The 26,007-nt window shown below is 45.0% G+C and carries 18 protein-coding genes; 9 read left to right on the forward strand and 9 right to left on the reverse strand.

Translation table 11 applies throughout. The features are described 5' to 3' along the window. Nucleotides 1-9: 9 nt before the first annotated feature. Nucleotides 10-3,390, reverse strand: a complete 3,381-nt coding sequence (gene treS / locus QUA04_RS00135) for a maltose alpha-D-glucosyltransferase (protein ID WP_333252613.1) — start codon at nucleotides 3,388-3,390, stop codon at nucleotides 10-12. A gap of 567 nt (nucleotides 3,391-3,957) precedes the next feature. On the opposite strand from treS, the gene QUA04_RS00140 reads away from it, so the two are divergent. Further along, the gene (locus QUA04_RS00140) at nucleotides 3,958-4,188 is read left to right on the forward strand and encodes a photosystem II protein, Psb35-related (RefSeq protein WP_333046753.1); all 231 of its coding nucleotides are present in this window, start codon (nucleotides 3,958-3,960) and stop codon (nucleotides 4,186-4,188) included. Nucleotides 4,189-4,329: 141 nt separating this feature from the next. Here the strand turns inward: QUA04_RS00140 and QUA04_RS00145 are convergent, their stop codons facing one another. Beyond that, the gene (locus QUA04_RS00145) at nucleotides 4,330-7,281 is read right to left on the reverse strand and encodes an AAA family ATPase (RefSeq protein ID WP_333252615.1); all 2,952 of its coding nucleotides are present in this window, start codon (nucleotides 7,279-7,281) and stop codon (nucleotides 4,330-4,332) included. A gap of 275 nt (nucleotides 7,282-7,556) precedes the next feature. On the opposite strand from QUA04_RS00145, the gene QUA04_RS00150 reads away from it, so the two are divergent. The 3 genes from QUA04_RS00150 (at nucleotide 7,557) to QUA04_RS00160 (ending at nucleotide 11,995) form a co-directional block, all read left to right on the forward strand. Further along, entirely contained in the window at nucleotides 7,557-8,972 is a 1,416-nt protein-coding gene (locus QUA04_RS00150) for an MBOAT family O-acyltransferase (protein ID WP_333252617.1), read from the forward strand. A gap of 5 nt (nucleotides 8,973-8,977) precedes the next feature. Continuing rightward, complete coding sequence (locus QUA04_RS00155; RefSeq protein WP_333252619.1) at nucleotides 8,978-9,949, forward strand: DUF459 domain-containing protein; 972 nt, start codon at nucleotides 8,978-8,980, stop codon at nucleotides 9,947-9,949. 276 nt (nucleotides 9,950-10,225) lie between these two features. Beyond that, a complete protein-coding gene (locus QUA04_RS00160) occupies nucleotides 10,226-11,995 on the forward strand; it encodes a hypothetical protein (protein ID WP_333252621.1) in 1,770 nt (589 codons plus the stop codon). A gap of 109 nt (nucleotides 11,996-12,104) precedes the next feature. Here the strand turns inward: QUA04_RS00160 and gloA are convergent, their stop codons facing one another. From gloA to QUA04_RS00180, 4 genes are all read right to left on the reverse strand, one after another. Further along, the gene (gene gloA / locus QUA04_RS00165) at nucleotides 12,105-12,533 is read right to left on the reverse strand and encodes a lactoylglutathione lyase (protein ID WP_333252624.1); all 429 of its coding nucleotides are present in this window, start codon (nucleotides 12,531-12,533) and stop codon (nucleotides 12,105-12,107) included. Between the two features lie 110 nt (nucleotides 12,534-12,643). Continuing rightward, on the reverse strand, nucleotides 12,644-13,156 hold the full coding sequence (locus QUA04_RS00170) for a cupredoxin domain-containing protein (RefSeq protein ID WP_333252626.1): 513 nt from the start codon (nucleotides 13,154-13,156) through the stop codon (nucleotides 12,644-12,646). Nucleotides 13,157-13,175: 19 nt separating this feature from the next. Next, the gene (locus QUA04_RS00175) at nucleotides 13,176-15,431 is read right to left on the reverse strand and encodes a heavy metal translocating P-type ATPase (RefSeq protein ID WP_333252628.1); all 2,256 of its coding nucleotides are present in this window, start codon (nucleotides 15,429-15,431) and stop codon (nucleotides 13,176-13,178) included. 36 nt (nucleotides 15,432-15,467) lie between these two features. Further along, complete coding sequence (locus QUA04_RS00180) at nucleotides 15,468-15,662, reverse strand: heavy-metal-associated domain-containing protein (RefSeq protein WP_333252630.1); 195 nt, start codon at nucleotides 15,660-15,662, stop codon at nucleotides 15,468-15,470. 319 nt (nucleotides 15,663-15,981) lie between these two features. On the opposite strand from QUA04_RS00180, the gene QUA04_RS00185 reads away from it, so the two are divergent. The 3 genes from QUA04_RS00185 (at nucleotide 15,982) to QUA04_RS00195 (ending at nucleotide 19,396) form a co-directional block, all read left to right on the forward strand. Continuing rightward, entirely contained in the window at nucleotides 15,982-16,701 is a 720-nt protein-coding gene (locus QUA04_RS00185; RefSeq protein ID WP_333252633.1) for a DUF305 domain-containing protein, read from the forward strand. Between the two features lie 348 nt (nucleotides 16,702-17,049). Further along, entirely contained in the window at nucleotides 17,050-17,247 is a 198-nt protein-coding gene (locus QUA04_RS00190; protein WP_333252635.1) for a hypothetical protein, read from the forward strand. A 193-nt stretch (nucleotides 17,248-17,440) separates the two neighbouring features. After that, complete coding sequence (locus QUA04_RS00195; RefSeq protein ID WP_445242267.1) at nucleotides 17,441-19,396, forward strand: efflux RND transporter periplasmic adaptor subunit; 1,956 nt, start codon at nucleotides 17,441-17,443, stop codon at nucleotides 19,394-19,396. Nucleotides 19,397-19,438: 42 nt separating this feature from the next. Here QUA04_RS00195 and QUA04_RS00200 read toward each other — a convergent pair whose 3' ends face one another. From QUA04_RS00200 to QUA04_RS00210, 3 genes are read right to left on the reverse strand one after another with little or no spacing between them, the layout of a single operon-like run. Then, a complete protein-coding gene (locus tag QUA04_RS00200) occupies nucleotides 19,439-19,975 on the reverse strand; it encodes a hypothetical protein (RefSeq protein ID WP_333252637.1) in 537 nt (178 codons plus the stop codon). After that, nucleotides 19,972-20,265, reverse strand: a complete 294-nt coding sequence (locus QUA04_RS00205; protein WP_333252639.1) for a hypothetical protein — start codon at nucleotides 20,263-20,265, stop codon at nucleotides 19,972-19,974. The genes QUA04_RS00200 and QUA04_RS00205 overlap by 4 nt, the downstream gene beginning before the upstream one ends. Beyond that, nucleotides 20,265-21,002 carry a TIGR04255 family protein gene (locus tag QUA04_RS00210; RefSeq protein ID WP_333252641.1) on the reverse strand — a complete coding sequence of 246 codons (738 nt, stop codon included), beginning with the start codon at nucleotides 21,000-21,002 and terminating at the stop codon, nucleotides 20,265-20,267. Before QUA04_RS00210 ends, QUA04_RS00205 begins: the two co-directional genes overlap by 1 nt. 391 nt (nucleotides 21,003-21,393) lie before the next feature. Between QUA04_RS00210 and QUA04_RS00215 the strand changes: the two genes are divergently transcribed. Further along, nucleotides 21,394-22,632 carry an ABC transporter substrate-binding protein gene (locus QUA04_RS00215; protein WP_333252643.1) on the forward strand — a complete coding sequence of 413 codons (1,239 nt, stop codon included), beginning with the start codon at nucleotides 21,394-21,396 and terminating at the stop codon, nucleotides 22,630-22,632. Nucleotides 22,633-22,881: 249 nt separating this feature from the next. Next, nucleotides 22,882-26,007, forward strand: a complete 3,126-nt coding sequence (locus QUA04_RS00220; protein ID WP_333252645.1) for an efflux RND transporter permease subunit — start codon at nucleotides 22,882-22,884, stop codon at nucleotides 26,005-26,007.

Below are 26,007 nucleotides of genomic sequence, written 5' to 3' on the forward strand. Positions count from 1 at the left end.
CCGCCCTTATTAATTCAGCAATTGTAGAATCCGCTGAAGCGGAATTTCCGCCCAATCCAAGCGGTAATTGAGTTCGTAGGCTAGCTCGGCAACCGCTTTTTCCAAAATGTAAGCATCCAGCAAAACTTGTAGTTCCGGTATAGATTTGGGCAAGAAATTTGCATCGGCTGCTGTTACCAAATAGCTGTTAAGAAAAGTGAGGCTAACCCAGCGGTGCCAAACGTTCGCCCACTGCTGCATCTCCGGGAGATTTTCAGGGCGAATCATGCCACTTTCTACTTCATTGCGGAGTGCCAATGTAACTGCGTAACTGAAAGATTGCAGCATTCCCGCAACATCTCGCAGGGGTGACCTCTTCATCCGTCGCTCGTTTAAGGGTCGATCGCGTTCTCCTCCGAAATCAATAATTACGAAGTCTTTCCCTGTATAAAGAACTTGCCCGAAATGAAAGTCCCCGTGACAGCGAATTCTATCGGCGGTGATTCTCAAGTTCAAAATAGACTTGAAACGTTCCATGAGCAAATCTTCGCGGTTGAGGAGCTTTTGTGCCGATTTTTGTATTTCTGGCGGCAGTTTGGACAGCCGTTTTTTTAGATCCAGCAAAGTTCTTCCGGCCAGATTTCTCATGTGTTGATAGATGGAACGCTGGTAAAAGGAGGTGAAGCTTTCTGGGGCAAAAGCGGGATTTTCTGTGTCAGAAGCTAAAGCGAGGTGAAGTTCGGCTGTCCGCTTACCTAAAAGCTCGGCTGATGCTAAGTAAGAGCCGATGAGTTGGCGAGCTAAGGCGGGAATTTCTAGAGATAAATCCGCTACTAGCGAGTTTGAGTTCCGCTGCATTTGTCCGGTCAAAGCGCTCGGTAAATAATTTTCGGGGGCAGTAGATAAATTCTCGCCGGAATGCTTTGCTTCTACTGTCATTACTTGCTCGAAATAGTCGCGCAGTGTGTCTAATGTATAAGACCAAGCGTCTATGCTGTCGGGGATTAATTTTTGCAGTATTCCGACGGTAAGGACTTGTTTTGCTGGTGTGTGATATTCCAATGCTCCGGCAATTGGAGCGTAGTGTTGGATCGAGTTGCGCTCTGTTAAAAAGCGTCCGATTTCTAATTCGGGGTTAATTCCTTCCTCGACTTTTCGCAATATTTTCAGGACGAAGCGGTCGCCGTAACCTGCGGATGTATTGCTTTGTTCTTTTTTGAACAGGTGAGGGTCGAGCTGCGATAAATCTTCTTCTGAGCTAAATGCACTGTCGGCAATTCCTACCAGTTGACCTGCACCACCTCTGTAACTGCGAGAATTGCCGATCGCCTCCAGCAGCGCGCTCAGAAAACCTTTGTCACCAGCAGCATCAAATAGTACCCCGACTTCCTTGTTGGTTTCTGGGAAGTGCAGGCGCGCGATCGCCCGATCGTCCACATCGCCTTTCATCTCTTCCCAACCTAAAGGCAAAACGTAAGTTTCAGGCATACCTTCAGTATAATTCAACAGCAAGAACAGAATGTAAACTTGAGATTGCTCCCCCGCACTATCTTTACATTCAATCGGTACAATTTCACTTATTTCTAAAGATTGAATTGTCCGATCTGAACCGCTAAACCAGCGATTTCGCCGCAAGTATCCCGGCAAAATATTAAGCAGCATATCGCTTAACTGACTTGTAGCAAAAGCAGTTTTCCAATTACCTATGACCGCCAAAGTAGGCAAGTCTGTGGGAACACCGTGCAGCGAAAATTCTTCGTGTTTAACAGTAAGAGTAAACCAGTAAAAAGTGTGAGGACTCAAGCTCAAAAAGTAAGGCTGCTCCCCAACTGCAGGAAACTCAGTGCGGCCGAAAATCTCCACCGGAACAGCACCTTTAAAGGGCGCAAGGTCTAATTCTGCCGTCTGGACGAAGCGCGACAAATTAGCCACTACGAGGATGTGTTCGTCTTGATAAGTGCGAACAAAAGCTAAAACTTTGCGGTTTTCCGGGTACAGAAACTCGCAAGTCCCGCGACCGAATGCTTGGAAGCGCTGCCTAATTGCTATTAGGCGTTTCATCCACCACCAAAGAGAACTCGGATTCGCCCGCAGCGCTTCCACGTTAATAGATTCGTAGTGATATTCAGGGTCAACAATTGGCGGTGCGTACAGCCGCTGCGGGTTAGCACGGCTGAAACCGGCATTGCGATCGCCACTCCACTGCATCGGAGTTCTCACACCGTTGCGATCGCCCAAATAGATATTGTCTCCCATGCCAATTTCATCGCCGTAGTAAAGCACCGGCGTACCCGGAAGAGACAGCAGCAAAGCATTCATCAACTCGATGCGGCGGCGGTTATTTCCCATCAAAGGAGCCAAGCGGCGGCGGATGCCCAAATTAATTCTCGCCTGAGTGTCTTGAGCGTAAACCCGATACATATAATCTCGGTCTTCATCACTCACCATTTCCAGCGTCAATTCATCGTGATTCCGCAAAAATAAGGCCCACTGACAGTTATTGGGAATATGTGGAGTTTGCTGGAGAATGTCGCTAATTGGGAAGCTATCTTCCATATGCAAAGCCATAAATAAACGCGGCATCAGCGGAAAATGAAAGTTCATGTGACATTCATCCCCATTAGCGTAATATTCAACCGCATCCTCCGGCCACTGATTCGCCTCAGCCAGCAGCATCCGGTTCGGGAATTTCTCATCTACGTGCTGCCGCAATTGCTTCAGGAATACGTGAGTTTCTGGCAGGTTTTCGCAGTTAGTACCTTCGCGCTCGTACAGGTAAGGCACCGCATCCATTCGCAGTCCGTCTACTCCCAGCGCCAACCAGAAATCTACCACATCTAAGATGGCTTGGCGGACGGCGGGATTGTCGTAATTCAAATCGGGTTGGTGGGAATAAAAACGGTGCCAGTAATAAGCTTTTGCTACCGCATCCCAAGCCCAATTAGATGTTTCAAAATCTTTGAAAATAATCCGAGCATCTTGATATTTTTCCGGCGTGTCGCTCCACACATAAAAATCTCTTTCATTACTGCCTTTTGGGGCGCGGCGCGCTCGCTGAAACCAAGCGTGCTGATCGGAAGTGTGGTTGACGATTAACTCAATAATGACTCGAATTCCCCGCTGGTGCGCTGCTTCTAAAAGGTCTTTAAAATCCTCTAATGTGCCGTAAATCGGGTTGACCGTAGTATAGTGAGATGTATCGTAACCGTCGTCTCGGAGCGGCGAGGGAAAAAATGGCAGTACCCAAATTGCTGTGACTCCCAAGTTTTGCAGGTAATCCAGTTTTTCTGTCAGTCCTCTAAAGTCGCCGATGCCGTCTGCATTGCTGTCGGCAAAAGCGCGAACTGGTACTTCGTAAATAATGGCGTCTTTGAACCACAAGGGGTCGTCATTTAACATTGAGTTTGCCATGATTTGTAGCGACGATTGGTAATTAGTAATTTGTACTTAAAATTTGGTAATTGGGATTTGTTAGTTCCCATCCAAACTGATAAATCATAACTCATAATTTGGCCGCTATTCCTCATGCCAGCGGCAGACTTTTAATCGTAATTTATTAACGCAAAACTTATAATTTCTTAACTCTAAAATCTCAACAATCTGTTTTGCTATTTCGGATACAGTTCACAATCCGGGTACTGTGCTAGCTACCGATGCGCGGTAGTACCAACCCTACCAAGGCGTGTCAACTTAAGCCTGAAACCCCTCTGTATCTCTCGCTGGTAGCCCTGTCTAGATCCCCCTAAATCCCCCTTGATAAGGGGGACGCCAGAGAACACTCTTGTCTTCCCCTTATTAAGGGGGGCTAGGGGGGATCGAGCCCTTGTTGACACTAAGCACACCCTACAGACTGAGGATTAGGTGCGGTATTTACTACCTGCCGGACGGTTGGCACGACATTACAGTACCTTGACGTTTATTACTAATATTCGTTACATTAGTTTACATAAAGCAACAAAAGTTAAGGAAAAAGTAAATATGGCTATTGTAATCGCTCTTTTAATCGTCGGTTGGGTCGCAGCCTCAGTAATTGGCACTCAAGCATATTTCCTCGGGGAACAGTCAAAGCCCATCCACGAGCGGAATTGGAACGATGAATCTTTTGAAAAATTGGCTGTAGCAATCACAGCAACAGAGATGGATTACAGCGTTCGCGTTCCCGCCTACAGCATGGATGCTTACGGCAGCCGCACCATCTCGAATTCTTGATATCAACTAACAGGTTTCACCATTTTCAATAACAGGCAGGATGCCTGTTCCTAATTTTCAATAACAGGCAGGATGCCTGTTCCACAAGAAAATTGATGGTTTGTGGAACAGGCATCTTGCCTGTTCCTAACTATTCGGCAACTACAAACTCTTACCTGTCAGCGCTGGGCGAGACTCTTTTTTGCGAAATTGCAAAGAGTTATTTTCACAGTCGATCGCAATTGTATCTCCCTCCACAAACGCATTTTCCAGAATCTTGTTAGCCAGCGGGTTTTCCAGCTCCCGCTGGATGGCGCGTTTCAAGGGACGAGCGCCGTAAACCGGGTCGTAACCGACATCTGTGATATGGTTTTTCGCCGCATCCGACAGTTCCAAAGTAATTTTTTGCTCGGCCAACAACCGCTCGATCCGCTTCACTTGGATACTGACTATTTGCCGCAGTTCGACCTTGCTCAAAGTGTGGAACAAAATTATCTCGTCCACCCGATTGAGAAATTCGGGCCGGAAGTGCGATCGCAGCGCTGTCATCACCCGTTTTAACATCTGTTCGTACTCTTGGTCTGTCTCCCGTTCTTGAGTCAATAAATTTTCATTTTCACTCTTGTTTTCAGTCTTGTTTTCACTCTTAGTTAGAGTATCACCATCGACTCGCTGGGCCGACACCTCAACAGTACCATCGGCAGCCACTTTATAATCTGTCTTTTGACTTGACAAATCTTTCGTTTCCTGCTTCTTACTAGCAGGTTTTTTGACGGTTTTTTCCTTCTTAGTAAACACGTCTAAAATGTGGTCGCTGCCGATATTGCTAGTCATCACAATTACGGTATTTCTAAAGTCAACCACTCGACCTTGAGAATCGGTAATTCTGCCGTCATCCAACACTTGCAGCAAAATGTTAAATACGTCGGGGTGCGCTTTTTCCACTTCGTCAAACAGCACTACCGAATAAGGATGTCTCCGCACTGCTTCGGAAAGTTGTCCCCCTTCGTCGTAACCGACATATCCGGGGGGAGCTCCTACCAACCGGGAAACGCTGTGTTTCTCCATGTATTCCGACATATCGATGCGGACGATCGCATCATCGCTGTCAAACAAAAACTCCGCCAACGCCCGCGCTAACTCAGTTTTTCCGACGCCTGTGGGGCCCATAAACAAGAAAGAGCCGATCGGCCTTCCGGGGTCTTTCATGCCCGCCCTCGCGCGCCGAATTGCCGCCGCCACCGCTGTTACAGCTTCCTCTTGACCGATGACTTTTTGGTGCAAGTGTTTTTCCAATTGCAGCAATTTTTGGCGTTCGGATTCTAACAACCGGTTAACGGGAATGCCCGTCCATTTGGCGACAATTTCCGCAATATCGCCCTCAGTAACTTTTTCGCGCAGCAGGGAAGAACCTTGAGCTTGCTGTTTCAAAAGTTCCGCTTCTTTCGCTTCGCGATCGCGCACCGCAGTTTCCAACTTGCCGTACTTTAACTGTGCGGCTTTATTCAAATCGTAAGCCCTTTCTGCCTGTTCGATTTGGACTCGCAATTGGTCTTCTTCTGCTTTCAATTTATTGATTGCATCCAACAACTGCTTTTCGCCCAACCACTGAGAGGACAATTTTTCCTGTTTGACTTTTAAAATGTCAATCTCAGAGGTGATGCGTTCGACGCGGAAGCCGAGCCCAGGGGCTAGAGCACCTTTTCCTTCCCCTTCGATCGACAATTTTTCCATTTCCAACTGCATCACCCGGCGGTCAATGCCTTCCAATTCCACAGGTTTAGAGGTAATCTCCATTTTCAAGTGGGCGGCCGCTTCATCTACCAGGTCGATCGCCTTGTCCGGCAAAAATCGATCGGAAATATAGCGAAAAGACAGAGTTGCAGCAGCTACCAGGGCCGAATCAGTAATTTTTACCCCGTGGTGGCGTTCGTAACGGTCTTTCAATCCGCGCAAAATCGAAACAGTATCTTCTACGCTGGGTTCGCCGACAAATACTTGTTGAAAGCGGCGTTCCAAGGCAGGATCTTTTTCAATATTCTTGCGGAATTCGTCGAGAGTTGTAGCGCCGATACAGCGCAATTCGCCTCTCGCCAACATCGGTTTTAGCAAATTTCCCGCATCCATTCCCGAACCGGAACTGCCACCGCCACCAGTACCGACAACCGTGTGCAATTCGTCAATAAATAGGACAATTTGCCCGTCGGAATCGATGACTTCCCGCAGGACAGACCGCAATCGTTCTTCAAATTCGCCCCGGAATTTTGCCCCAGCAATTAAACTGCCCATGTCGAGGCTAAATAGCTGGCGATTTTTCAAAGATTCCGGTACGTCCCCGTTGACAATTCGCTGGGCTAAACCTTCGGCGATCGCAGTTTTTCCGACTCCGGGATCGCCAATTAACACCGGATTGTTTTTTTGGCGGCGGGAAAGAACTTGCACCACGCGGCGGATTTCCTCGTCGCGGCCGATTACTGGGTCGAGTTTGCCGGCTTTGGCGGCTTCTGTCAAATCGCGGCCGTACTTGCTGAGGGCGTCGGAGTTAGCTTCGCCATCTTGATCTTGGGCTTTAGCGCTGCTGCGGCTGCCTTTGCCCGTTTCGGAATTTTTTTCTTGGGTTTTAGCAGTGGCGCGGACTAATTTGATTGCTTCTTCGAGTTTTGGTCGATCGATCGTACCGGCTGGGGGTTTGCGATCGTAACCGGGGCGACCCGGCGGCCCATCGCCTTTTGTCAGCAACCTGCGACCGACTCGTTCGTCTTCTACTAAACCAATTAATAAATGTTCAACGGCGATAAAATTATCTTGCCAAGTCGCTCTAGTGGCCTCGGCAACATCTAACATCACTTCTAAGCCGCGGCCGAGGTATAGTTGGTCAGCGTTGGCAACTCTGGGCTGTCGTTTGGCAAAAGCATCTAACTGCTGGGCGAAGCGGGGGACATCAACTCCAGCTTTGCTGAGAATGCTGTTTGCCTGGCCTTGCTGTTCGAGAAGGGCGATCGCTAAATGTTCAACCTCTAGCTGCTGATTGGCAAAACGGCGGGCTACATCCTGGGATTTGACAATGGCTTCCCAGGCTTGATCTGTAAATTTGCTAGGGTCTGTTGGCTGCACGTTGGTTCCTCGCAATCAAGGGGATTCCTGTTGTTATCCGTTAATACATCGTCTCACAACCATCATAATCTTTAAACAGGATTATGAATTTATGAGTGCGGTTAACTAGGGCGGAAGTTGTGGCCTAATTGACCTCTTACAAAAGCTTACAGTCCGCAATCCACCCCGAAATTTGCTGCGGTCAGACCGACTCTAGCGATTCCCTTCGGGATAGGTTGGCTAGTCGTACTTATAAAAATATTGCCAGAAACAAGATTTTTTATCGGCTGAGACTTATGCTATTTCCCACTTACCAGTTTCTAGTTTTTTTCCTAATTATTTTTAGCCTGATCGTCTCTGTGAAACCCCAAGTCGATTTGTATAAAATTGTCTTGTTAGTTTCCAGTTTATTATTTTATTCCTTTTGGAGTTTTGACTTTCTCTTGCTCCTTATTTTATCTACAGTCTACAATTATATCATTCTCCGGGTTCTCTGCAACAGTAAGTATAAAAAAATTGCTTTAATCTCCGGTCTAATTTTCAACATTGGCTATCTCGGGATATTTAAATATTGCAACTTTTTTGTAACTTCTTTATTTGAGGTACTGAACCAGCTACAAATTCCAGCCAACTTTCCAGTTTTGCAAATAATCGCCCCCGTCGGCGTGTCTTTCTACACTTTTAGAATGATTTCTCATTTAATCGACTGCTACCAGCAAAAAATCCCTTGTCCGAAATTTGTAGACTATGCCGCCTACATTACCTACTTTCCGCAAATTGCCTCCGGGCCAATCTCGCGAGCTCGCGAATTTTACGGGCAGCTAAATTCACCGGAAAAATACGACTATAAAATTGAAGAAGTTATAGTTTTGATTTTGTCTGGACTATTCAAAAAATATACTTTATCGAGCTTTTTGTTTAACTTCACTGACTTGCCATTCAAAGTCCCCCAGCAATACAGCAGCATCGATTTAATCCTCGCGGCAATTTCCTATTCCTGTCTAATTTACGTAGATTTCAGCGGCTACTCGGATTTAGCCAACGGCATCTCCTGTTTGCTGGGTTTCCAACCCATTGCCAACTTTAATATGCCATACCGATCGCTCAGCCTGCAAGAATTTTGGAAAAGGTGGCACCTCAGTCTTTCCGAGTGGCTGAGGGATTACGTTTACTTTCCCTTTGGCGGCAACAAATACGGCAAGTTGAGGAAGTACCTAAATCTATTTTTAACAATGGCGATCGGTGGATTGTGGCACGGCGCAGGTTTAAACTTTATTTTCTGGGGAGCAATTCACGGTTTAGGATTAATTGTCAACCATTTATGTAAAGATCTCCCCCAAGCTATCCACTTTAAATTAGACTATGCCTTTCCCAGATTGGCTAAATTTTTCAGTTGGCTGCTAACATTTACTTTTGTTACTTGTAGCTGGGTATTTTTCGGCACTCCCAACTGGGAAACGGCGCTGAGTTTTTTTCAAGGAATTGTCCATCCTGCGGTAGCCACTTTTCAATTTAACTTTTGGCAATTGTATTTAGTAATTGCAGTCATTGGCGCGATCAACTTGTGGGGCGATCGCATCTCCCAACTATTGCAAACCATATTGTCATTAAAAAACATTTTTTTTCGGGTTGTCTTAGTTTCGTTACTCGTGTATACTATCTTGATGTTGGGGCCGAGTACCGTTCCGCCTTTTATTTACTTTAATTTCTAAGAAATATGAAAGACCGGGAAATTTTGCTGATTGTTACTTCTGTAATTCTCACTTTAATATTTTCAAACTTATCATTATTTCTCAAAAGCTTTGCTTCAACTCCTTTCGCCAGTCCAGAAATCAAACAAGCCGCGCGTCAGATCGAAATAGACGGTTTCCGAAAATCCGAACAAGATTTTTGGAGCAAAATTAAAGATATTAACTTCGATAGCCTACCCAAAGAATCAGAACTTCCTCCTGTAAAAACCGAAACAAAAGCGGCCGTTCAGCCCCCAAAACCAACCCCAGCTAAAAAACCAACCCCAGCTAAACCTAAACTTACCAGACCTTATCGCAGATTTTTATTTATTGGAGATTCCGTAATGTTCGACTTAGGAATTCAACTCCAGTACACTCTTAAGAAAAAATACAATATCGCCGATACGACAATAGACTACAAGGTTTCGACCGGATTAAATCGGATTGATTATTATGATTGGTATGCCAGAACTCGCCAAATTATTAATAATTACCAGCCGGATGTAGTGATAGTTTTGTTCGGAACCAATGACCGTCAAAATATCATTGATTTTCAAGGAAAAGCCTGGAGAATTATGACCAAAGAATGGCAAAAAGCTTATCAAGAAAGAGTTGAAAAATATGCCAATTTACTTGAGTCGTCATCCGTGAGAAAAGTGTATTGGGTTGGTCAATCGATACCTAACAACTCTTCGTATCTCAAAGCTTTTCCCATCATGAACGCGATTTATAAAAATGCGAGCAAATCTTCATCCAAAATCGAATTTATTTCTACTTGGGAGACATTTGGACAAGCCGGAAAATTTGTGCCTGTAGTGGCTAATAAATCTGGTAAGCGAGGCTATGTGAAAAGTAATGACGGCTTGCACTTTACCTCCCACGGAGCTCAAATTATCAGTGACTTAATCGTTGACCAAATGGTAAGCGACAAAATCTTAAAAGATCCGACAAAGAAATGACTCTAGTAGGTTGGGTTTCGTTGCCCAACATAAAATTTGGACATTTGACCAATTATTGCAAAATAATATATTTAGTTCGGGACGCACATTTGCCTTGTTCAACCAGGTTTATAGGGGAAATCTCGGCTTGAGTTATGAGAAATTTACTCGTGAAACCGGGTTTCTAATTCCATATGTGTCGAGGACTAATTTTGACAAAAAGCAGCAGTAGATGTAAAATTGGATTGAGCATCAAACAATGGGGTCAAGATCTAGTAATTGTCATAGCGACAAATTATGACGAAGAATCTGTGGAAACTCGATCGCACCAGCATCCCTGAGTCAATGGAATGCAGTGGCACAGCGCTAATCTTCACTCTCACTAAAGATACTCAACCTTGGCAAAGAATAAACACTGTTGAAGAAATCCTGCGACAGTGCGGGATCGAGCCTTTTGCTGAAGTTTTGGGCCTACCGAAAAGCGGAATATTAAGGGAAAATATACCGCAATCCGTCAGAAAACCGCATCCGAATTTGCTGTTTCGCGCTTTGGCAATTCAGGCATTTGGGAAGGTGCGAGATGGACTGATATCAAGTGAGAGAGCGGCTAGAGCAAGGGATTTTAGCAAAAATCTGCTGGCGGCGTTAGAAGTGGAAGCGCAAGGGGGCTCGACTCCTTTAATTCGGTGGTCTGCGGCTGTTAGTATTAAGTCAATGTGGTTGGATGAAGCAGGGCAAGGCAAGGAAAGTGCGGTCAATGTCACAATCAATGCAGGGGAAATTGAGCGGCTGGTTGTAGAAGAGCAAATTAAACTGTTAGCCAGCAACAAATTTGCTTTGGACGACAGCAGCAGAAATGACAGCGGTAAGGAATATGAAAATTGTCTCGATTTTTGGGTGTACGGCCCGAGCTGGCTGCTGCCGAGCCTGCCAATGGATTGCGAAGAATATCTGTTTTGGATCGATCGAGTATTTGCTGCGATCGCACTTAGGGACTCCTACGAATTGAATGCCGAAAACGATGCAGCGGTAACAAACTTTTTGGAAGTTGCGGAAAATAAGTTTAATGACTGGGAATTCTCCAAAATACTTGCCAAAATTTTTGAGTTTCTGCACCACCAGGAAGTGAGAGTCAAAAATTTAGCTGCCCTTATTTTAGCACCCTACAAAGACAAGCTGGAGCGAAAATCGGCGCAGATTCTGACAGCGCTCCTATATAAATTTAATGTAAAATATCAGCCTTTAGAATCCCTGACTCTTCCCGAAATCGAGGAGTACAAAGCGGCACTATATTTCGGTAAAATGGAAATTGACGACTTGTATTGTGAGGCTTTGTCGCTGTGCGGCGATCGCGATGTCGAACTCGCAAGTTTCTTGTCAGCTAAACAAAGGGAATACGAACAAACCCTAGAGGAGCATATCAACAATCTCAGCAAGTTAGTTAAGTCAATCATAAATTGCCAGAGCTTGTTAGATGCTAATAGGGAACTTTTGTATTTGACGGTAGATCGGCTGGAAAAATGGGATTACACTCTCGACAATAAACTGGCGGCGCACCGCCAAAAAATCCAAAACCTGAGCTTGGATAAAAGTACCTCCGAGCAGTGCATAAACCTCGACAATGAACTCAATTATATCAGAGATTCTTTGCAGTATACGTTGTATGAAATCACCTCAAATATTAACAGTCAAATTAGAGAGTTAGAACTTTCTGCGTCCAAAAATAGCAAGACTGCAACAGATATGTTTAAGTGGACGTGGCTATTATTTAGGGTGGGGTTTTCAGTAGGGCTGTTTTTGTATTTATCGGATTTAGTGATTAATTGGATATTCGGGGTCAGCTACACAAGTGAATTTCTAGTTTATTGGACTATTTTATTTAGTGTGATCGTAGTATTTTTGTTAGTATTAGCTATATTTTTTTCGGGTATCGCTGCTTTAGACCAGCGCCGAGAATCTAAATTAATTCCTAAATTTGATAGCTTAAGCCAAATAGGGAGCAGTTTTTCTATATTGTGGCAAAAAATTTATTTGCAACAGTTTGTACCGTCGGTGCGATCGAATTAAAAGTTTCAGTTGACAGTTGACAGTTGACAGTTGTGGGTACGACTGTTGTCAAAAGGAAAACAGAAGAGGGAAGATAGTTTTTCCTTCCCCTTCCCCCCTCTTAAGAAAGTTAGGATGCGGTTGTTGCTGCTACTTTCTGGGTGTTGCTACCTTGATTTTCCAGTTGAATTAATTCAACTTTATATCCATCTGGGTCTTCCACAAAAGCGATGACTGTTGAACCGTGCTTCATCGGGCCGGGTTCCCGACTAACTTTACCACCGCGAGCTTTAATTTCTTCGCAAGTACCGTAAATGTCGTCAACGCCGATCGCAATATGACCGTAAGCATCTCCCAAATTGTACTCTGTGACGCCCCAGTTGTATGTTAATTCCAAAACTGTAGTGTCTGATTCGTCGCCGTAGCCCACAAAAGCCAGAGTAAATTTACCGTCTGGATAGTCCTTTTTTCGCAGTAATTTCATGCCCAGAACCTCGGTGTAAAATTTGAGGGACTCTTCCAGGTTGCCGACTCGGAGCATCGTGTGTAGTAGTTGCATTTAGCTCACTCCAAATTTTTTAAGCTTTCATCTATTGTAGCTATTTCCTGCGGAAAAAACTCGCCACTCAACCATCGCAGTTGCCGCAGGTTGATAACTGTCTATTTGATTTAGCTTTGTACTTCCACCACACCCCGAAACATATTCATGCCGCACGTAAATAGGTATCGTCCAGGTTTGTCAGGGGTAAATTCAACAGCCGTTACCTGATTTAGAGGTAATTCGCGGACAATGTGAAAATCTGGTAACAACACTTTTTCCAGACAACTATTGGGGTCGCGCCTCAAGAAATTGAGCCTGACTAATTGACCTGCTTTCACAACTACAGTGGCAGGCTCATAACCCCCGTCTACAGTAATAGTCAATTCTTGTATACCCTGAATATTTTTAGCTTGGTGCCCTTTAGCTTTACTGAACAAAAACCACCACAATTCCACACCAATTAATGTTAAACCACCTATTGTGACGCCAACTTTTAAACCGAGTGGCTGTTCAAGGCTGCGGAATTGAGTCGTTGAAGTAGAATGCTGCACGGACATTTTGGAAGCTTGAACTCCTGATGCCATTCCCATCACAAGTCCTAAACTCGCGAGACTTCCCCAAATTTGACGATGGTGTAACATTTTTCTAATTTCTCCAAATTTATGCACTAGATTTGGCTTGAAAATTCCGCAATCGCAAAGCATTAGTAACTACAGAGACTGAACTGAAAGCCATTGCTGCACCGGCGATAATTGGATTTAGCAGCCAGCCAAAAATGGGGTACAAAATGCCCGCCGCGATCGGTATTCCAGCGATGTTGTAAATAAACGCAAAAAACAGATTTTCGCGAATGTTCCGCATGGTGGCGCGGGAAAGTTTAATTGCTGTAACTATGCCTTGCAAATCTCCTGAAATTAAGGTTATATCGCTGGCTGCGATCGCCACATCTGTGCCGGTGCCGATCGCAATTCCCACGTCTGAAGCGGCCAAAGCCGGTGCATCGTTAATCCCGTCTCCCACCATCGCGACAATTTTTCCTTCCCGTTGCAGGGCTTGAATTTGAGCTGCTTTTTGGTCGGGTCTAACTTCCGCAAAAACGCGAGTAATGCCCACGGATTGGGCGATCGACTCTGCCGTCGCGCGATTATCCCCAGTCAGCATCGCCACCTCCAAACCGAGCTTTTGAAGTGCTTTCACCGCCTGCGCTGACGACGGTTTGAGGGCATCCGCAATGCCCAGAATTGCCTCTATTTTGCCCTCTACCGCCATCCAAACAACCGTTTTGCTCGCAGCTTCCAAAGCTCTCGCGCGCAGTTCCAGATATTCAGTATCGCAGCCGAGTTCCTGCATCCACCTCAGCGTTCCCAGGGCGATCGACTTTCCGGCTACAACCCCGCGCACGCCACTCCCGGCGATCGCCTCAAAATCCTTAACATCCGTCAAATTAACCTCTTGAGATTGAGCGTACCTCACAACAGCTTCCCCCAAAGGATGCTCCGAATTTCGCTCTACAGACGCCGCCAATTGCAGCAACTTTAACTCATTGCTGTTCGCCGTTCCTTTAATGGTCACAAAATCAGTTACAGTCGGCTTGCCTTCTGTAAGAGTTCCAGTTTTATCTAACACGATAATTTGGATTTGGTGAGCCAATTCTAAACTCTCGGCTCCTTTAATTAAAATCCCGTTTTCTGCACCTTTACCCGTGCCAACCATCACAGCAGTCGGAGTCGCCAAACCCAAAGCGCAGGGACAGGCAATAATCAGCACTTCCACCATTGTTACGGTCGCCAAAGTGATATTTCCAGTCGCGTTAAACCAGATAATAAAAGTAGCTAAAGCGACGGCAATTACTACAGGAACAAACCAACCCGTCACTTGGTCGGCTAACTTTTGAATCGGTGCTTTTGAACCCTGTGCGTCCTGCACCATCTTGACAATTTGAGCTAAAAATGTATCATTGCCAACTCTTGTCGCCCGAAACTTGAAACTGCCAGTTTTGTTAATTGTAGCTCCGATAACTTCGTCGCCAAGCTGCTTTTTGACGGGCAAACTTTCTCCCGTAACCATTGCTTCGTCTACCGTCGAAGCACCCTCAATTACCTCTCCATCTACGGGGATTTGCTCTCCCGGCCGCACCTGCACGACATCGCCAATTTCCACTTGGGCGATCGGCACTTCTAATTCTTCCCCGTTGCGAATTATCCGAGCAGTTTTTGCTTGCAAACCCATGAGTTTGCGAATTGCCTCCGAAGTCTCTCCCTTCGCCCGATTTTCTAGGGTTTTCCCCAACAAAATTAAGGCGATAACGCTGGCGGCTACTTCGTAGTAAACGCTAGGAGTCAAACCTTGGGCCATGAAGAAACCGGGAAAAACTGTCACAAATACAGAATAAAAGTAAGCAGCACTCGTACCCAAAGCAATCAGGGTATCCATTGTTGCTACACGCCGTTTTAGGGATTTCCAAGCTCCCACATAAAACGATTTTCCGCACCAAAATTGTACGGGTGATGTCAGGACTAATTGCAGCCAAAAATTGTGCAGCCATGCGGGAATAAATGGCAGATGCAAGCCGGTCATCGCTGGAATAGCGCCCACAAATAGCAGGATGCTTATGATACCTGCTGTCCACAGTTTGCGCTGCAAGGTTTGAGATTCAGATTTGCGATCGGCTTCTTCGGAATCATCCTCTACATCCGCCATTTCTTGAAGCGGCAAAGCTTGGTATCCCGCATCATCAACCGCCGATTGAATTCTTTCTAAGTTGGTTTGCTTGGAGTCGTATTGGATGGTTGCTTGTTCCATCCCAAAATTGACATGGCACTCAATTACGCCGGGAACAGATTGAATTGCTTGTTCGATAGATGAAGCACAAGAAGCACAACTCATGCCCCGCAATTTAAGTGTGAGATTGTCCATAGATGCCATCCTCAATGAGACATTTACCCTTTGTCTTTAAATAGTTGGATAGCCCGCCGATGCGATCGCTTTCCTAACTTCACTTTCTGACTTAGCGGTGTGAATCGTGACCAATTTTGTCTTGAGATCAGCCTCAACCGTTGAGGCTGAGTCAATGGCTTGGACTGCTTTTGTGATTGTAGTCGCACAAGCAGAACAAGCCATCTTAGGAACTTTTAGCTGAAAAGTCATAATTTGAACCTCAGCAGAAACTACTCTGCTCAATCAATGAATTAACTGTATTGTAATGTCTCCAGTACACTGGAGAGTCAAGGGGAATTGCAAAATAAATCAGGAATTATGAAAAAAGTGGTTGGACACGCTACCCCTAGGGGTAAGGCGCGCACTGTGTACCCTACATAATTAGGTTGTGAGTTCTGTAAATCTTAACTTTGAGTGCGATCGAGGGCAGAGCAATAATTCTTTACAAGTTCGCCCCAAAAATTTCATCCTAATTTCATTTATATGTGAAAAGCTGAAGATAAATGGCCGTTTTAAGGATATAAGCTCTATGAAACCAATTTCATTGAAAACAGGCTTTGCAGCGCTGATGTTGACCGCCACAGCCGCTTTAACCAGTGGAGTGCTTGCAGCTTGTTCAAAGGCCCCTTCCAGCGAAACTCAAGCCCCAAACGTTACGGCTGCAACCCAAGCAAACAACAAGCAAGACGTGGCACAAGGCGGCGGCATGGGTGGTATGAATCATGGCATGAATCACGATATGTCAATGGATTTAGGCCCGGCTGATGCCGACTACGATTTGCGATTTATTGATGGCATGACAGTACACCATCAAGGTGCTGTAAACATGGCTAAAGAGGTACTCAATAAATCCAAACGTCCGGAAATGAAAAAACTAGCAAATAACATTATTGCTGCTCAAAACCGCGAAATAAATCAAATGAAAGAGTGGCGAAAAACGTGGTATCCCCAAGCCAGCAGTACCCCGATGGCTTATCACGCTCCAATGGGTCACATGATGGCCATGACTCCAGAACAAATGCAAAGCATGATGATGAGCATGGATTTAGGGGCCGCTGACGACCAATTTGACTTGCGATTTATCAATGCGATGATTCCCCACCACGAAGGAGCTTTAGTGATGGCTGAAGATGCTTTGAAGAAGTCAAAACGCCCGGAAATGAAGAAATTGTCTCAAGAAATTCTGACTTCGCAAAAGCAAGAAATTGAGCAAATGAAACAGTGGCGGCAAGCTTGGTACAAACAGTAATTTAGCTCACCTCCACAAAACGTGACAAAAATCACGAAAATGAGTGACATTAATCACAGTAGCTCAAGAGTTCCGAAAATACTTGCTTCACCAAAGCAAGAAATTGAGCAAATGAAAAAGTGGCGACAACCTTGGTAGACAAAGTAATGTAGCTCGACAGTGGCTGTCAGCATTTGTCTGAATCCACCTCAGTTTCCTGAGAGTAGCTACACATACTATAGATTATTGAGCCGCCCTACCTCTAAAGTAGTAGAAAGTTACGTAAAAATACTGTAGACAATTGCTCAGCCATACCTCTAAAGTAATAGATAACTCAGCAAAAAGCTATATAGAAAGAGAGGGTAGTTTATGATATTGAATACCTTGGAATTAAACACCACTTATACATCAAATGCCCCCGTAGAGGCGCTAGTGAGCGCATTAACAAAGGAAATTGAAGCGCCAGCAGAGATAAAAAAACCGGAAAAAAATCTACAGAACAATCGCTTGTCATTAGGCGAAACTTATCTTCGTATTTTAGAATCCGGTGGGCATCTGGGCTGCTGAGGCGAAATTTCATCCTAATTTCATTTGACCGTGAAATACTAGGTTGAGTAGAGCATTTTTAGCTCTTGGTCATTGCTTAGCGGTCGCTTCTTGGAAAATGCTAATAAGTAATTTTACTTAATGGGTATCACTTACTTACCTTGGCAAAATACCAACCGTTAAACCTGTGGCACTCAACCTGATTTCAAGGACAATGCCAACGATGATATTTAACAAATATGCTCAATGTCCGGCAATTATTAGCAGCTTTTCGGGAACTTTGTTCAGCCTAATTTTGCTAACTTCTCCCGCCGCTGTTTTTGCCCACGCGGGACACGGAGATGAATTTCACCAAAGCGGCGAAACAACTCAAACTCCTGCTGCTATTTCTGTCGATGCCGAAACAGCAAAACGATTAGGTATTAAAGTCTCCCCTGCCGCCCGCCAGCGACTAGATATCGGCATCAAAACCACAGGACAAATTGAAACTTTGCCCAACCAAAAAGTCGAAGTGACGGCTCCTGTTGCTGGCAAAGTAGTAGAGTTGCTGGTTAAGCCTGGCGACAAAGTATCAAAAGGTCAACCAGTTGCGGTTTTATCGAGTTCCGAATTAGGACAGTTGCGGGTTGAATCTCTCTCAAAACGTGCGGAAGCTGAGGCAGATTTGCAGCAAGCGGAAGGCGATCTCAAACTAGCACGAGAAAATTACGATCGCCAACTTCAAATATCCGCAGCAGAAATCGCCCAAGCCCAAACCCAATTGACGGCGGTAACTAAGCAGTACCAGCGAGAACAAGAATTAGTAAACAAGCGTTCAGTTGTGCGAGCCGCTAAAGAAAACTATCAACGCCAAGTTGAAATAGCGCAAGCCGAAATAGCGCGGGCCGAAACAGAATTAACTATTGCTAAAGAACAGTTCGAGCGCGACAAAGAATTAGCGGCATCAGGAGCGATCGCGCGGCGCACAATGCTGGAATCGCAAGCCCGCTTCGCCGAAGCAAAAGCCACTGTTGCTAAGGCAAAAAGCCGTCCTGAAGTTATCAAAGCCGAAACCGAAATTAAACAAGCCGAAGTAGACCTCCCTATGCGGGAATTGCGGGAATCTCAAGGCAGAGTAGCAGAAGCAAAAGCTCAACTTACCAGAGCTCAGAGCCGCCGGGAAGTCCTAGAAGCCGAGAACCAACTCAAACGCGGCAAAACTGCCGTCGAAGTCGCTCAGTCGCGCATTCGCTTGGCTGACGCAGCCTACCAAGCGCGGCTCCAACAATTAGGAACTGTTGCCAACGATCGAGGACTCGTTACCGTAGTTGCTCCGATTTCGGGGACGGTAGCCGATCGCGAAATCACCCCAGGAGAGTCAGTAAACGCTGAAAAACCGTTGATGAGTCTGTTAAATGACAGCCGCGTTTTTGCCACAGCCAATATTTACGAAAAAGACCTGAATCAAGTAAAACAGGGTCAGGAAGTCAGGGTAAAAGTCGCTAATTTACCCGATCGCACTTTCAATGGAAAAATCGCCTTAATTGGGTCATCCGTGTCAGGAGAAACGCGGGTGGTGCCGGTGAAAGCAGAACTAGATAATATTAACGGTGAATTAAAGCCAGGACTGTTTGCCGAGTTGGAGATTTTAACCGACAAAACTGCCACAAATATTTTAGCAATTCCGAGTGCGGCGGTAGTGGATGTTAGCGGTAAAAAAACCGTTTACGTCCAAAATGGCAATGCTTATCAAGCTGTTGAAATTGAACTCGGTCAAACGGCAGGAGATTTAGTTGAAGTGAAGAGGGGTGTATTCGAGGGAGATTTGATAGTAACGCAGCGAGCACCTCAACTTTACGCACAATCTTTGCGGGGCGGCAGCAAGCCCTCAAAAGACGAGGAAAAGAAAAAGGCAACTCCAAAGGTAACAGAGGTTAATTTTAATAATTTACCCCTGTCTTTATGGTGGGCGGGAATAGGGGGAGGAGTTGCGATCGCATCCCTGACTTTCACAGCCGGCGTGTTGTGGGGAAATCGGCGCAAGTTGCCAGCAATAGCAGCGGATTCTGGAAACAATAATTTTTCTGTCTCTGCACCGACATTAAACGCGAGTACAGTAGATGAATTGTCACTGCGGGATGACAACCATCGCGTTAAAAGTCAGGAGACAGAAGCCAAGAGCTTGAACTAAAAATTTTGTTTGATCTAGCAATTATAACATACATAAAATGACTTAAAAAGGCGGAATAGCCGATGGTAAACCAACTCGCATAAATAAACGTGCAAATGCCTGAGAAAAGTGTTCTAGGTAAGGAGATTTTAATCGCCAGCGATCGTTTAAATTACTAGCGTGTTTCAACACATATTCGTAAGGCAAGGTTTGGATCTCTCTAAAATTTACAACCAGTGATTCTTTGTTATTATCTGGGTTCGTTGGTGATGCCAGCAGGTGCAAACCTTCTGTTCTCCCTCTTAAAACTTCATTCCATTTTCCTTTTTTCTTAAATGCTTCGTTATTTTCCTCAAATTCTGAAATATGGTAAATTGCACACAGCACTACCTGAGCTACTTTTTTATTATCCAGATCGCAGCTTTGGGTAAGAACAATTAAATCGAGTTCATTAACTTCTATTTGTACGTCTTGAATTTCACTGTTTTTGCCAAAATTTGTTGGGTCAAATACTGGTATTGGTACGAGACACCCAGGCAGGTAATCACCTTGCCTGAGAGTGGATTCATTGATCTGCACCCAGAAAGGCTCTACGCTCATTCTTCATCGAAAATATACGGCAGAGGTTTTTTACGCCCTTTGAACTGAGCACGCATCATTACTCGTTCCGAACGCTTTGGCGGTACTGGCTGCCAGTCTATTTCGCCAATGCTTTCTAGAGTTTGTAAGTATTGTTTGACAACTGTTAAATTCCGCAACACTTCATCAGCTAGTGCTGCAATTTTTCTGCCCTCAGGACTTTGTAATTGAGCTGTGGCTTTTGGCTCTAACACCAGCAATTTTGGTGATGGTGAAACGCCCTTAGGACGTAGGGGGGTAATTGTAGCCATCAGTTAATCAACTCCCTTGTGCGTTCTGTAATACAAGCTTCAAAAGCTATGTTTTTTTGTTCGTGCATTTGTTCTAAAATGTGCCAAAGCTCTATTTCATTAGAAGGAATATCTCCTTCCATAAATAGATCTAAATCCAATATTATAGAAACAAAATCAGGTGTGGGAGGTGGAACTATTGCTTGATTGAGAACCAGCATTGTTCCCAAGTTTTCTTGCGGAATTTGTAGCTGCATAAAGTAGCCACTTAATCCTTGTGGCAAGTCAGCGGAAACTTCCGGAAATGTCCTCAAATACTCTTTGAGATCGCCAATCGGTAAAGGAATATCTAGCCTGTTAATATACCGGAGTGCTAAACGAACAAGTGCTTCTGGATTTGTCAGTGACTGATAGATATTCCACAGTCGTTTTGCTTCCTCCCGAAAATTTTCCCAACAGTCGTAAGGGGCAAGCCGACTGAATGCGAAAGCATCTAAACGCAGTTGAAGAATTTGTTTTTGGTCGTTGCGGGAGGCTCTATAGCCAATAGGAGATTGGCTGGCTGTTGCCCCAACACTAGCACCTGCCATGATTTCTCCCTGAAAAAGTAACACTCCTTCACACTGAGGATACTCAGCCTGAATGCTGGAGTACACCTGCGCCAAATTGTCAAGTTTAACTTCGGGTGGAAGTTTAACTTGTATATCAATCAAGGCTTCGGTGATTGGGGCGTGCGAGTAGTGTTTTGGTGCTTGCATAATAACTATTGTAAGCTGCATTGTCAAAAATAGCAAGACAGGTTATGTCATTTGAGAGTTTAAATTTTAGATGACTTATTAATCAATTTTAGATAACTTATTAATCAAGGTTGGAAGTTAAAAGATTTCATCCTAATTTCATTTTTGGGTGCCAACGTAAATTGAATGGCTATTTAACGTCGATCGCCCAACGGTGGCTGGTAGTCATCACCTCTATAAAATCATAAAATGTTCAGCACAATTCTTAGATGAGTAATTAACCGCCGCTGGCTAGTTTCGCCTTATCCCAGTTGGCGAAAGTTCGGAGTAAGATAGAATTACCAATTACCAATTACCTAACTAAATGTTCAGGACTATTGTAGTTGCACATACTCACTGCGGAAGTCCTAAGATGTTTAAGAAAAGTATCTTTACTCACATTCTCACCTCGTTCATCACTTTTGTACTGGTTGTGGCTTGCAGTCAAACCAATCCACCTACCACCACCACTAATAATCCGAGCAATACACCAGCAGCAGCTACACCCAATTGGGCCACTGCCCTTCCAATTGGAGCAGCATTCTCCCAAACCAGCAACTATGCTCTTTTAGCTCAGGAATCAGTGGGTGGTGTCAAAATTGCTGAGAAATATTTCAACGACAGGGGAGGTGTTAATGGTACTCCTATTAAAATGGTGTTTCAAGACACTGGAGGAGATGAAGCAGGAGCCATCAACGCCTTCCAAACTCTAATTAATCAAGATCGAGTGGTTGGCATTGTTGGGCCATCGGCTTCTCAGCAGGCATTTAGTGCCAATCCAATCGCAGAACGAGCAAAAGTGCCAGTCATTGGCGCATCGAATACTGCCAAAGGGATTCCTGAGATTGGTGAATATATTGCGCGTGTCTCTGCACCTATTTCGCTTGTAGCTCCCAATGCAGTAAAGGCAGCGCTTAAGCTTAATCCTAAGATTAAAAAAGTCGCTGTCTTTTATGCTCAAAATGACGCTTTCACGACATCGGAGACAGAAATTTTCCAGCAAGCAATTAAAAGCCAAGGGCTGGATATCGTCACCGTCCAAAAGTTCCAAACTACTGACACGGACTTCCAAGCTCAAATTGGTAATGCACTCGCTCTCCAACCCGACTTAGTTGTTATTTCAGGATTGGCAGCCGATGGAGGTAACTCGATCCGGCAACTGCGGGAACTGGGTTATAAAGGTACCATCGTTGGCGGCAATGGTTTGAACACGTCTAATATCTTCTCGGTGTGTCAAGCACTCTGCGATGGTATTATCATTGCTCAAGCCTATAGTCCCGAAGCCCCCGGCGAAATCAATGCTGCCTTCCGCGATGCTTATGTAAAGCAAAACAAGAAGGAACCACCGCAGTTTAGTGCTCAAGCCTTCACTGCCGTACAAGTATTCGTGGAAGCCTTGAAAGCTTTGGATAGTAAAACCAAACTCAGCGCATTGTCATTAGCAGAGTTACGCACAAAGCTGAATCAGCAAATCCTAGCTGGAAAGTACAATACCCCTCTCGGTGAAATTACCTTTACCCCTGAAGGTGAAGTTTTACAGAGCAAGTTTTACATTGCTCAAATCAAGATGGATGTAGATGGAAATAATGGCAAGTTCATCTTTTTGAAGTAAGTCAAAATAGTACATATTATATGATTTGAGATTTGAGATGACTTATGAAGCAGGGTTAAATTTTAAAAGACTTCATCCTAATTTCATTTTTGGGTGTCAAGCTAAATAGAATGGCTATTTAACACTGTTCATCCAAGGAATCGCGGGAAAAGCTACGGCAGTCGGAGCCTTTAATATCTGCTAAATTTTATTGTTAAATGGTCGATCGCCTAACGGTGGCTAATAGTCATCACCCTATAAAATCATAAAATGTTCAGCACAATTCTTAGATGGGTAATTAACCGCCGCTGGCTAGTCGTTATCGCCACCATTATTATTAGTCTTTGGACATTGTATATCATCCCCCAAATGTCCCTTGATGTCTTCCCTTCTTTTGCACCCCCGCAGGTGGAGATTCAGACGGAAGCACCGGGTCTCGCGCCGGAAGAAATCGAGTCTTTGGTAACACTGCCAATCGAAAGTGCAATTAACGGAACTCCTGGGGTAACAGCAGTGCGATCGTCTTCCGCTGTGGGCCTTTCTTCGGTTAAGGTAATCTTTGATTGGGGAACTGAAATTTATCAAGCGCGCCAGTTGATAACAGAACGCTTGCAGCAAGCTGAAAGCAAACTCCCGGCTGGGGTAGAAACACCGCAAATTTCTCCGACAACTTCTCCAGTCGGCCTGGTGATTACCTATGCTTTTACCTCGGAAACTACTCCTTTGATGGAAGTGCGCCGTCTGGTTGATTGGCAAGTCACAAATCGCCTTCTAGCTGTGACTGGCGTTGCTCAAGTGGTGGCTTACGGCGGCGATCGGAGGCAGTATCAAGTATTAGTAGAACCTGCCAAGTTGAAAGCTTTTAATGTGTCGTTGCAGCAAGTTGCCGAAGCGGCGGCGGCTGCGAATGTTAACGCGCCGGGGGGGTATTTAATTACGCCGGATCGAGAAACTTTAATCCGGGGGGTGGGGCGGATTGAGTCTCTGGAAGATTTGCAGCAATCGGCGATCGCCTCTCGGCACGGAACACCTGTCAGAATTGCTGATGTAGCTGATGTCAAGATTGGTGCTGCAATCAAGCGGGGCGATGGCAGTTTTAACGGCAAAAAAGCTGTGATTGTGATGGTAAACAGACAGCCAGTTGCTGATACTCCGACGGTAACTAAAGCGGTTGAGGCAGCAATGGCTGAGGTGCAGCAATCTCTGCCAAAAGATATTAAAGTTACTGTGACTTTTCGACAGGAAGAATATATTAATTCCTCGGTGGAGAATGTGCGATCGGCTTTAGTTGAAGGCAGTATTATCGTCACCCTGATTCTCATCCCGTTTTTGATGAATTGGCGCACTCTCGCGGTTGTTTTGCTGGATTTCTTTCTGACTTGGCTGTTGGCGCTGCTGGCGATGAAGTGGCTGGGGCTGGGGCTGAATACGATGACTTTGGGGGGTTTGTCGGTGGCGATCGGCACTGCGATCGACGATGCTATTGTCTATGCGGAAAATACCTACCGCAATTTGAGAGAAAATACGTCTTCTCTTCATCCACGTCCGGTGATGGATGTGATTTTTGACGGCAGTCAAGAGGTGCGCGATTCTTTAATTGGGGCGACTGTAATTGGGATTGTGGTGTTTTCGCCAATTTTTACTTTGCCCGGTGTAGAAGGTAGGATTTTTACGCCGATGGGGATTACTTATTTGGTAGTTGTTGTGATTTCTAGTCTGGAATCGCTGTTAATATCTCCGGCCCTTTGCGCTATTTTGTTGCCTAACAAACGCATGAGTGCTGCGGAACCTTGGCTACCGAGATTTTGCAAGAAAATCTATCATTTTTCGATAAATTTGTCAATGCGCTATTCGGGGATTATTTTAGCTTTAGCTGCTGCTAGCATGGTGGCTACATTAATTATTTTGCCATCCTTTGGACGGGTGTTTTTGCCGGAGTTTCAGGAGCAAACTTTGGTGAATACTATTCAGCTTTATCCGGGGGTGTCTTTGGAGACAACAGATAGCGCGGCTTTTGCTATTGAAGATGCACTTAAGGATGATACCAGGTTTGAATACGTGCAAGTGCGATCGGGCAGAGCTCCGGGAGATACTGATGCTGCGGGAGTCAATTTAGCTCACATTGATATCGGTTTGAGCGAGGCGGGGATGAAAAACAGGCCGCAAACTTTGGAGGCGCTGCGGCAGGAATTTGCTAAATTGCCGGGAGTTGCGCCAAATATCGGCGGTTTTATTTCTCACCGGATGGATGAGGTTTTATCTGGTGTCAGAAGTCAGATTGCTGTCAAAATCTTTGGCCCGGATTTGGAGCAACTTCGCAGCATCGGTGCTCAAGTTGAAGAGCAAATGAAAACAGTTGAAGGAATTGTGGATTTGCAACTCGAACCGCAGGTGCCAGCCCAACAAATTCAAATTAAGTTTAACCGTCAAGCTGCGGGTAGATACGGTTTGAAAATCGGAGAGCTTTCTGAAATAATTGAGACAGCTTTAAACGGCAAGGTTGTTTCTCAAGTTTTGGAGGTGCAGCAAACTTTTGATTTAGTTGTTTGGTTGCAGCCTCAAGCCAGAAACAACTTAGAAACTATTCAGAATTTGTTGGTTGATACTCCAAGCGGCAACAAGATTCCCCTCGCCCAAGTTGCGACTGTTAAATACGGTACGGGACCCAATACGATTAACCGCGAGAATGTTTCCCGGTTGATTGTGGCGGCGGCGAATGCTAAAGGTAGGGATTTGCGATCGGTTGTGAATGAAATTCAAGCTAAAGTCAAAGGAGAGGTACAGTTGCCTTTTGGCTATTTTATCCAGTACGGCGGTCAATTTGAAGCTGAACAAAGAGCTTCGCAAAATATTATGATATTTAGCGCGATCGCCTTTTTGGTAATTACAGTATTGATGTACTTGTCCGTCAAGTCAATTCCTTCAACTGCTATGATTATGATTAATTTGCCGATCGGATTAGTGGGAGGAGTAATTGCGGTAGCTTTGACTGGTGGCATCATCTCTGTAGCTTCTTTAGTTGGCTTTGTCACTTTATTTGGCGTTGCCACCCGCAACGGCTTGCTTTTAGTAGACAACTACAACACTAAATTTGCAGAGGGAATGCCTTTTAAGGAAGCCATTATTAAAGGCTCGATGGAACGGCTCAACGCCATCCTGATGACCGCTTTAACCTCAGCTTTGGGTTTAGCACCTTTAGTTTTTGAAGGCGGGGCGGGCAAGGAAATTTTGCAACCGCTGTCAGTAGTAGTTTTAGGAGGGTTATTTACTTCTACAGCACTAACTCTGTTAGTTTTGCCAGCTTTGTATGCTCAATTTGGGCATTTTTTACGACCTCAACAACCTCAGCCAGTTATTGAAGACGGGAAGGTAGCTAAAGCTGAAATAGCGAACTGA

The organism is Microcoleus sp. S13_C5, assembly GCF_036700845.1.
Lineage (GTDB): Bacteria > Cyanobacteriota > Cyanobacteriia > Cyanobacteriales > Microcoleaceae > Microcoleus.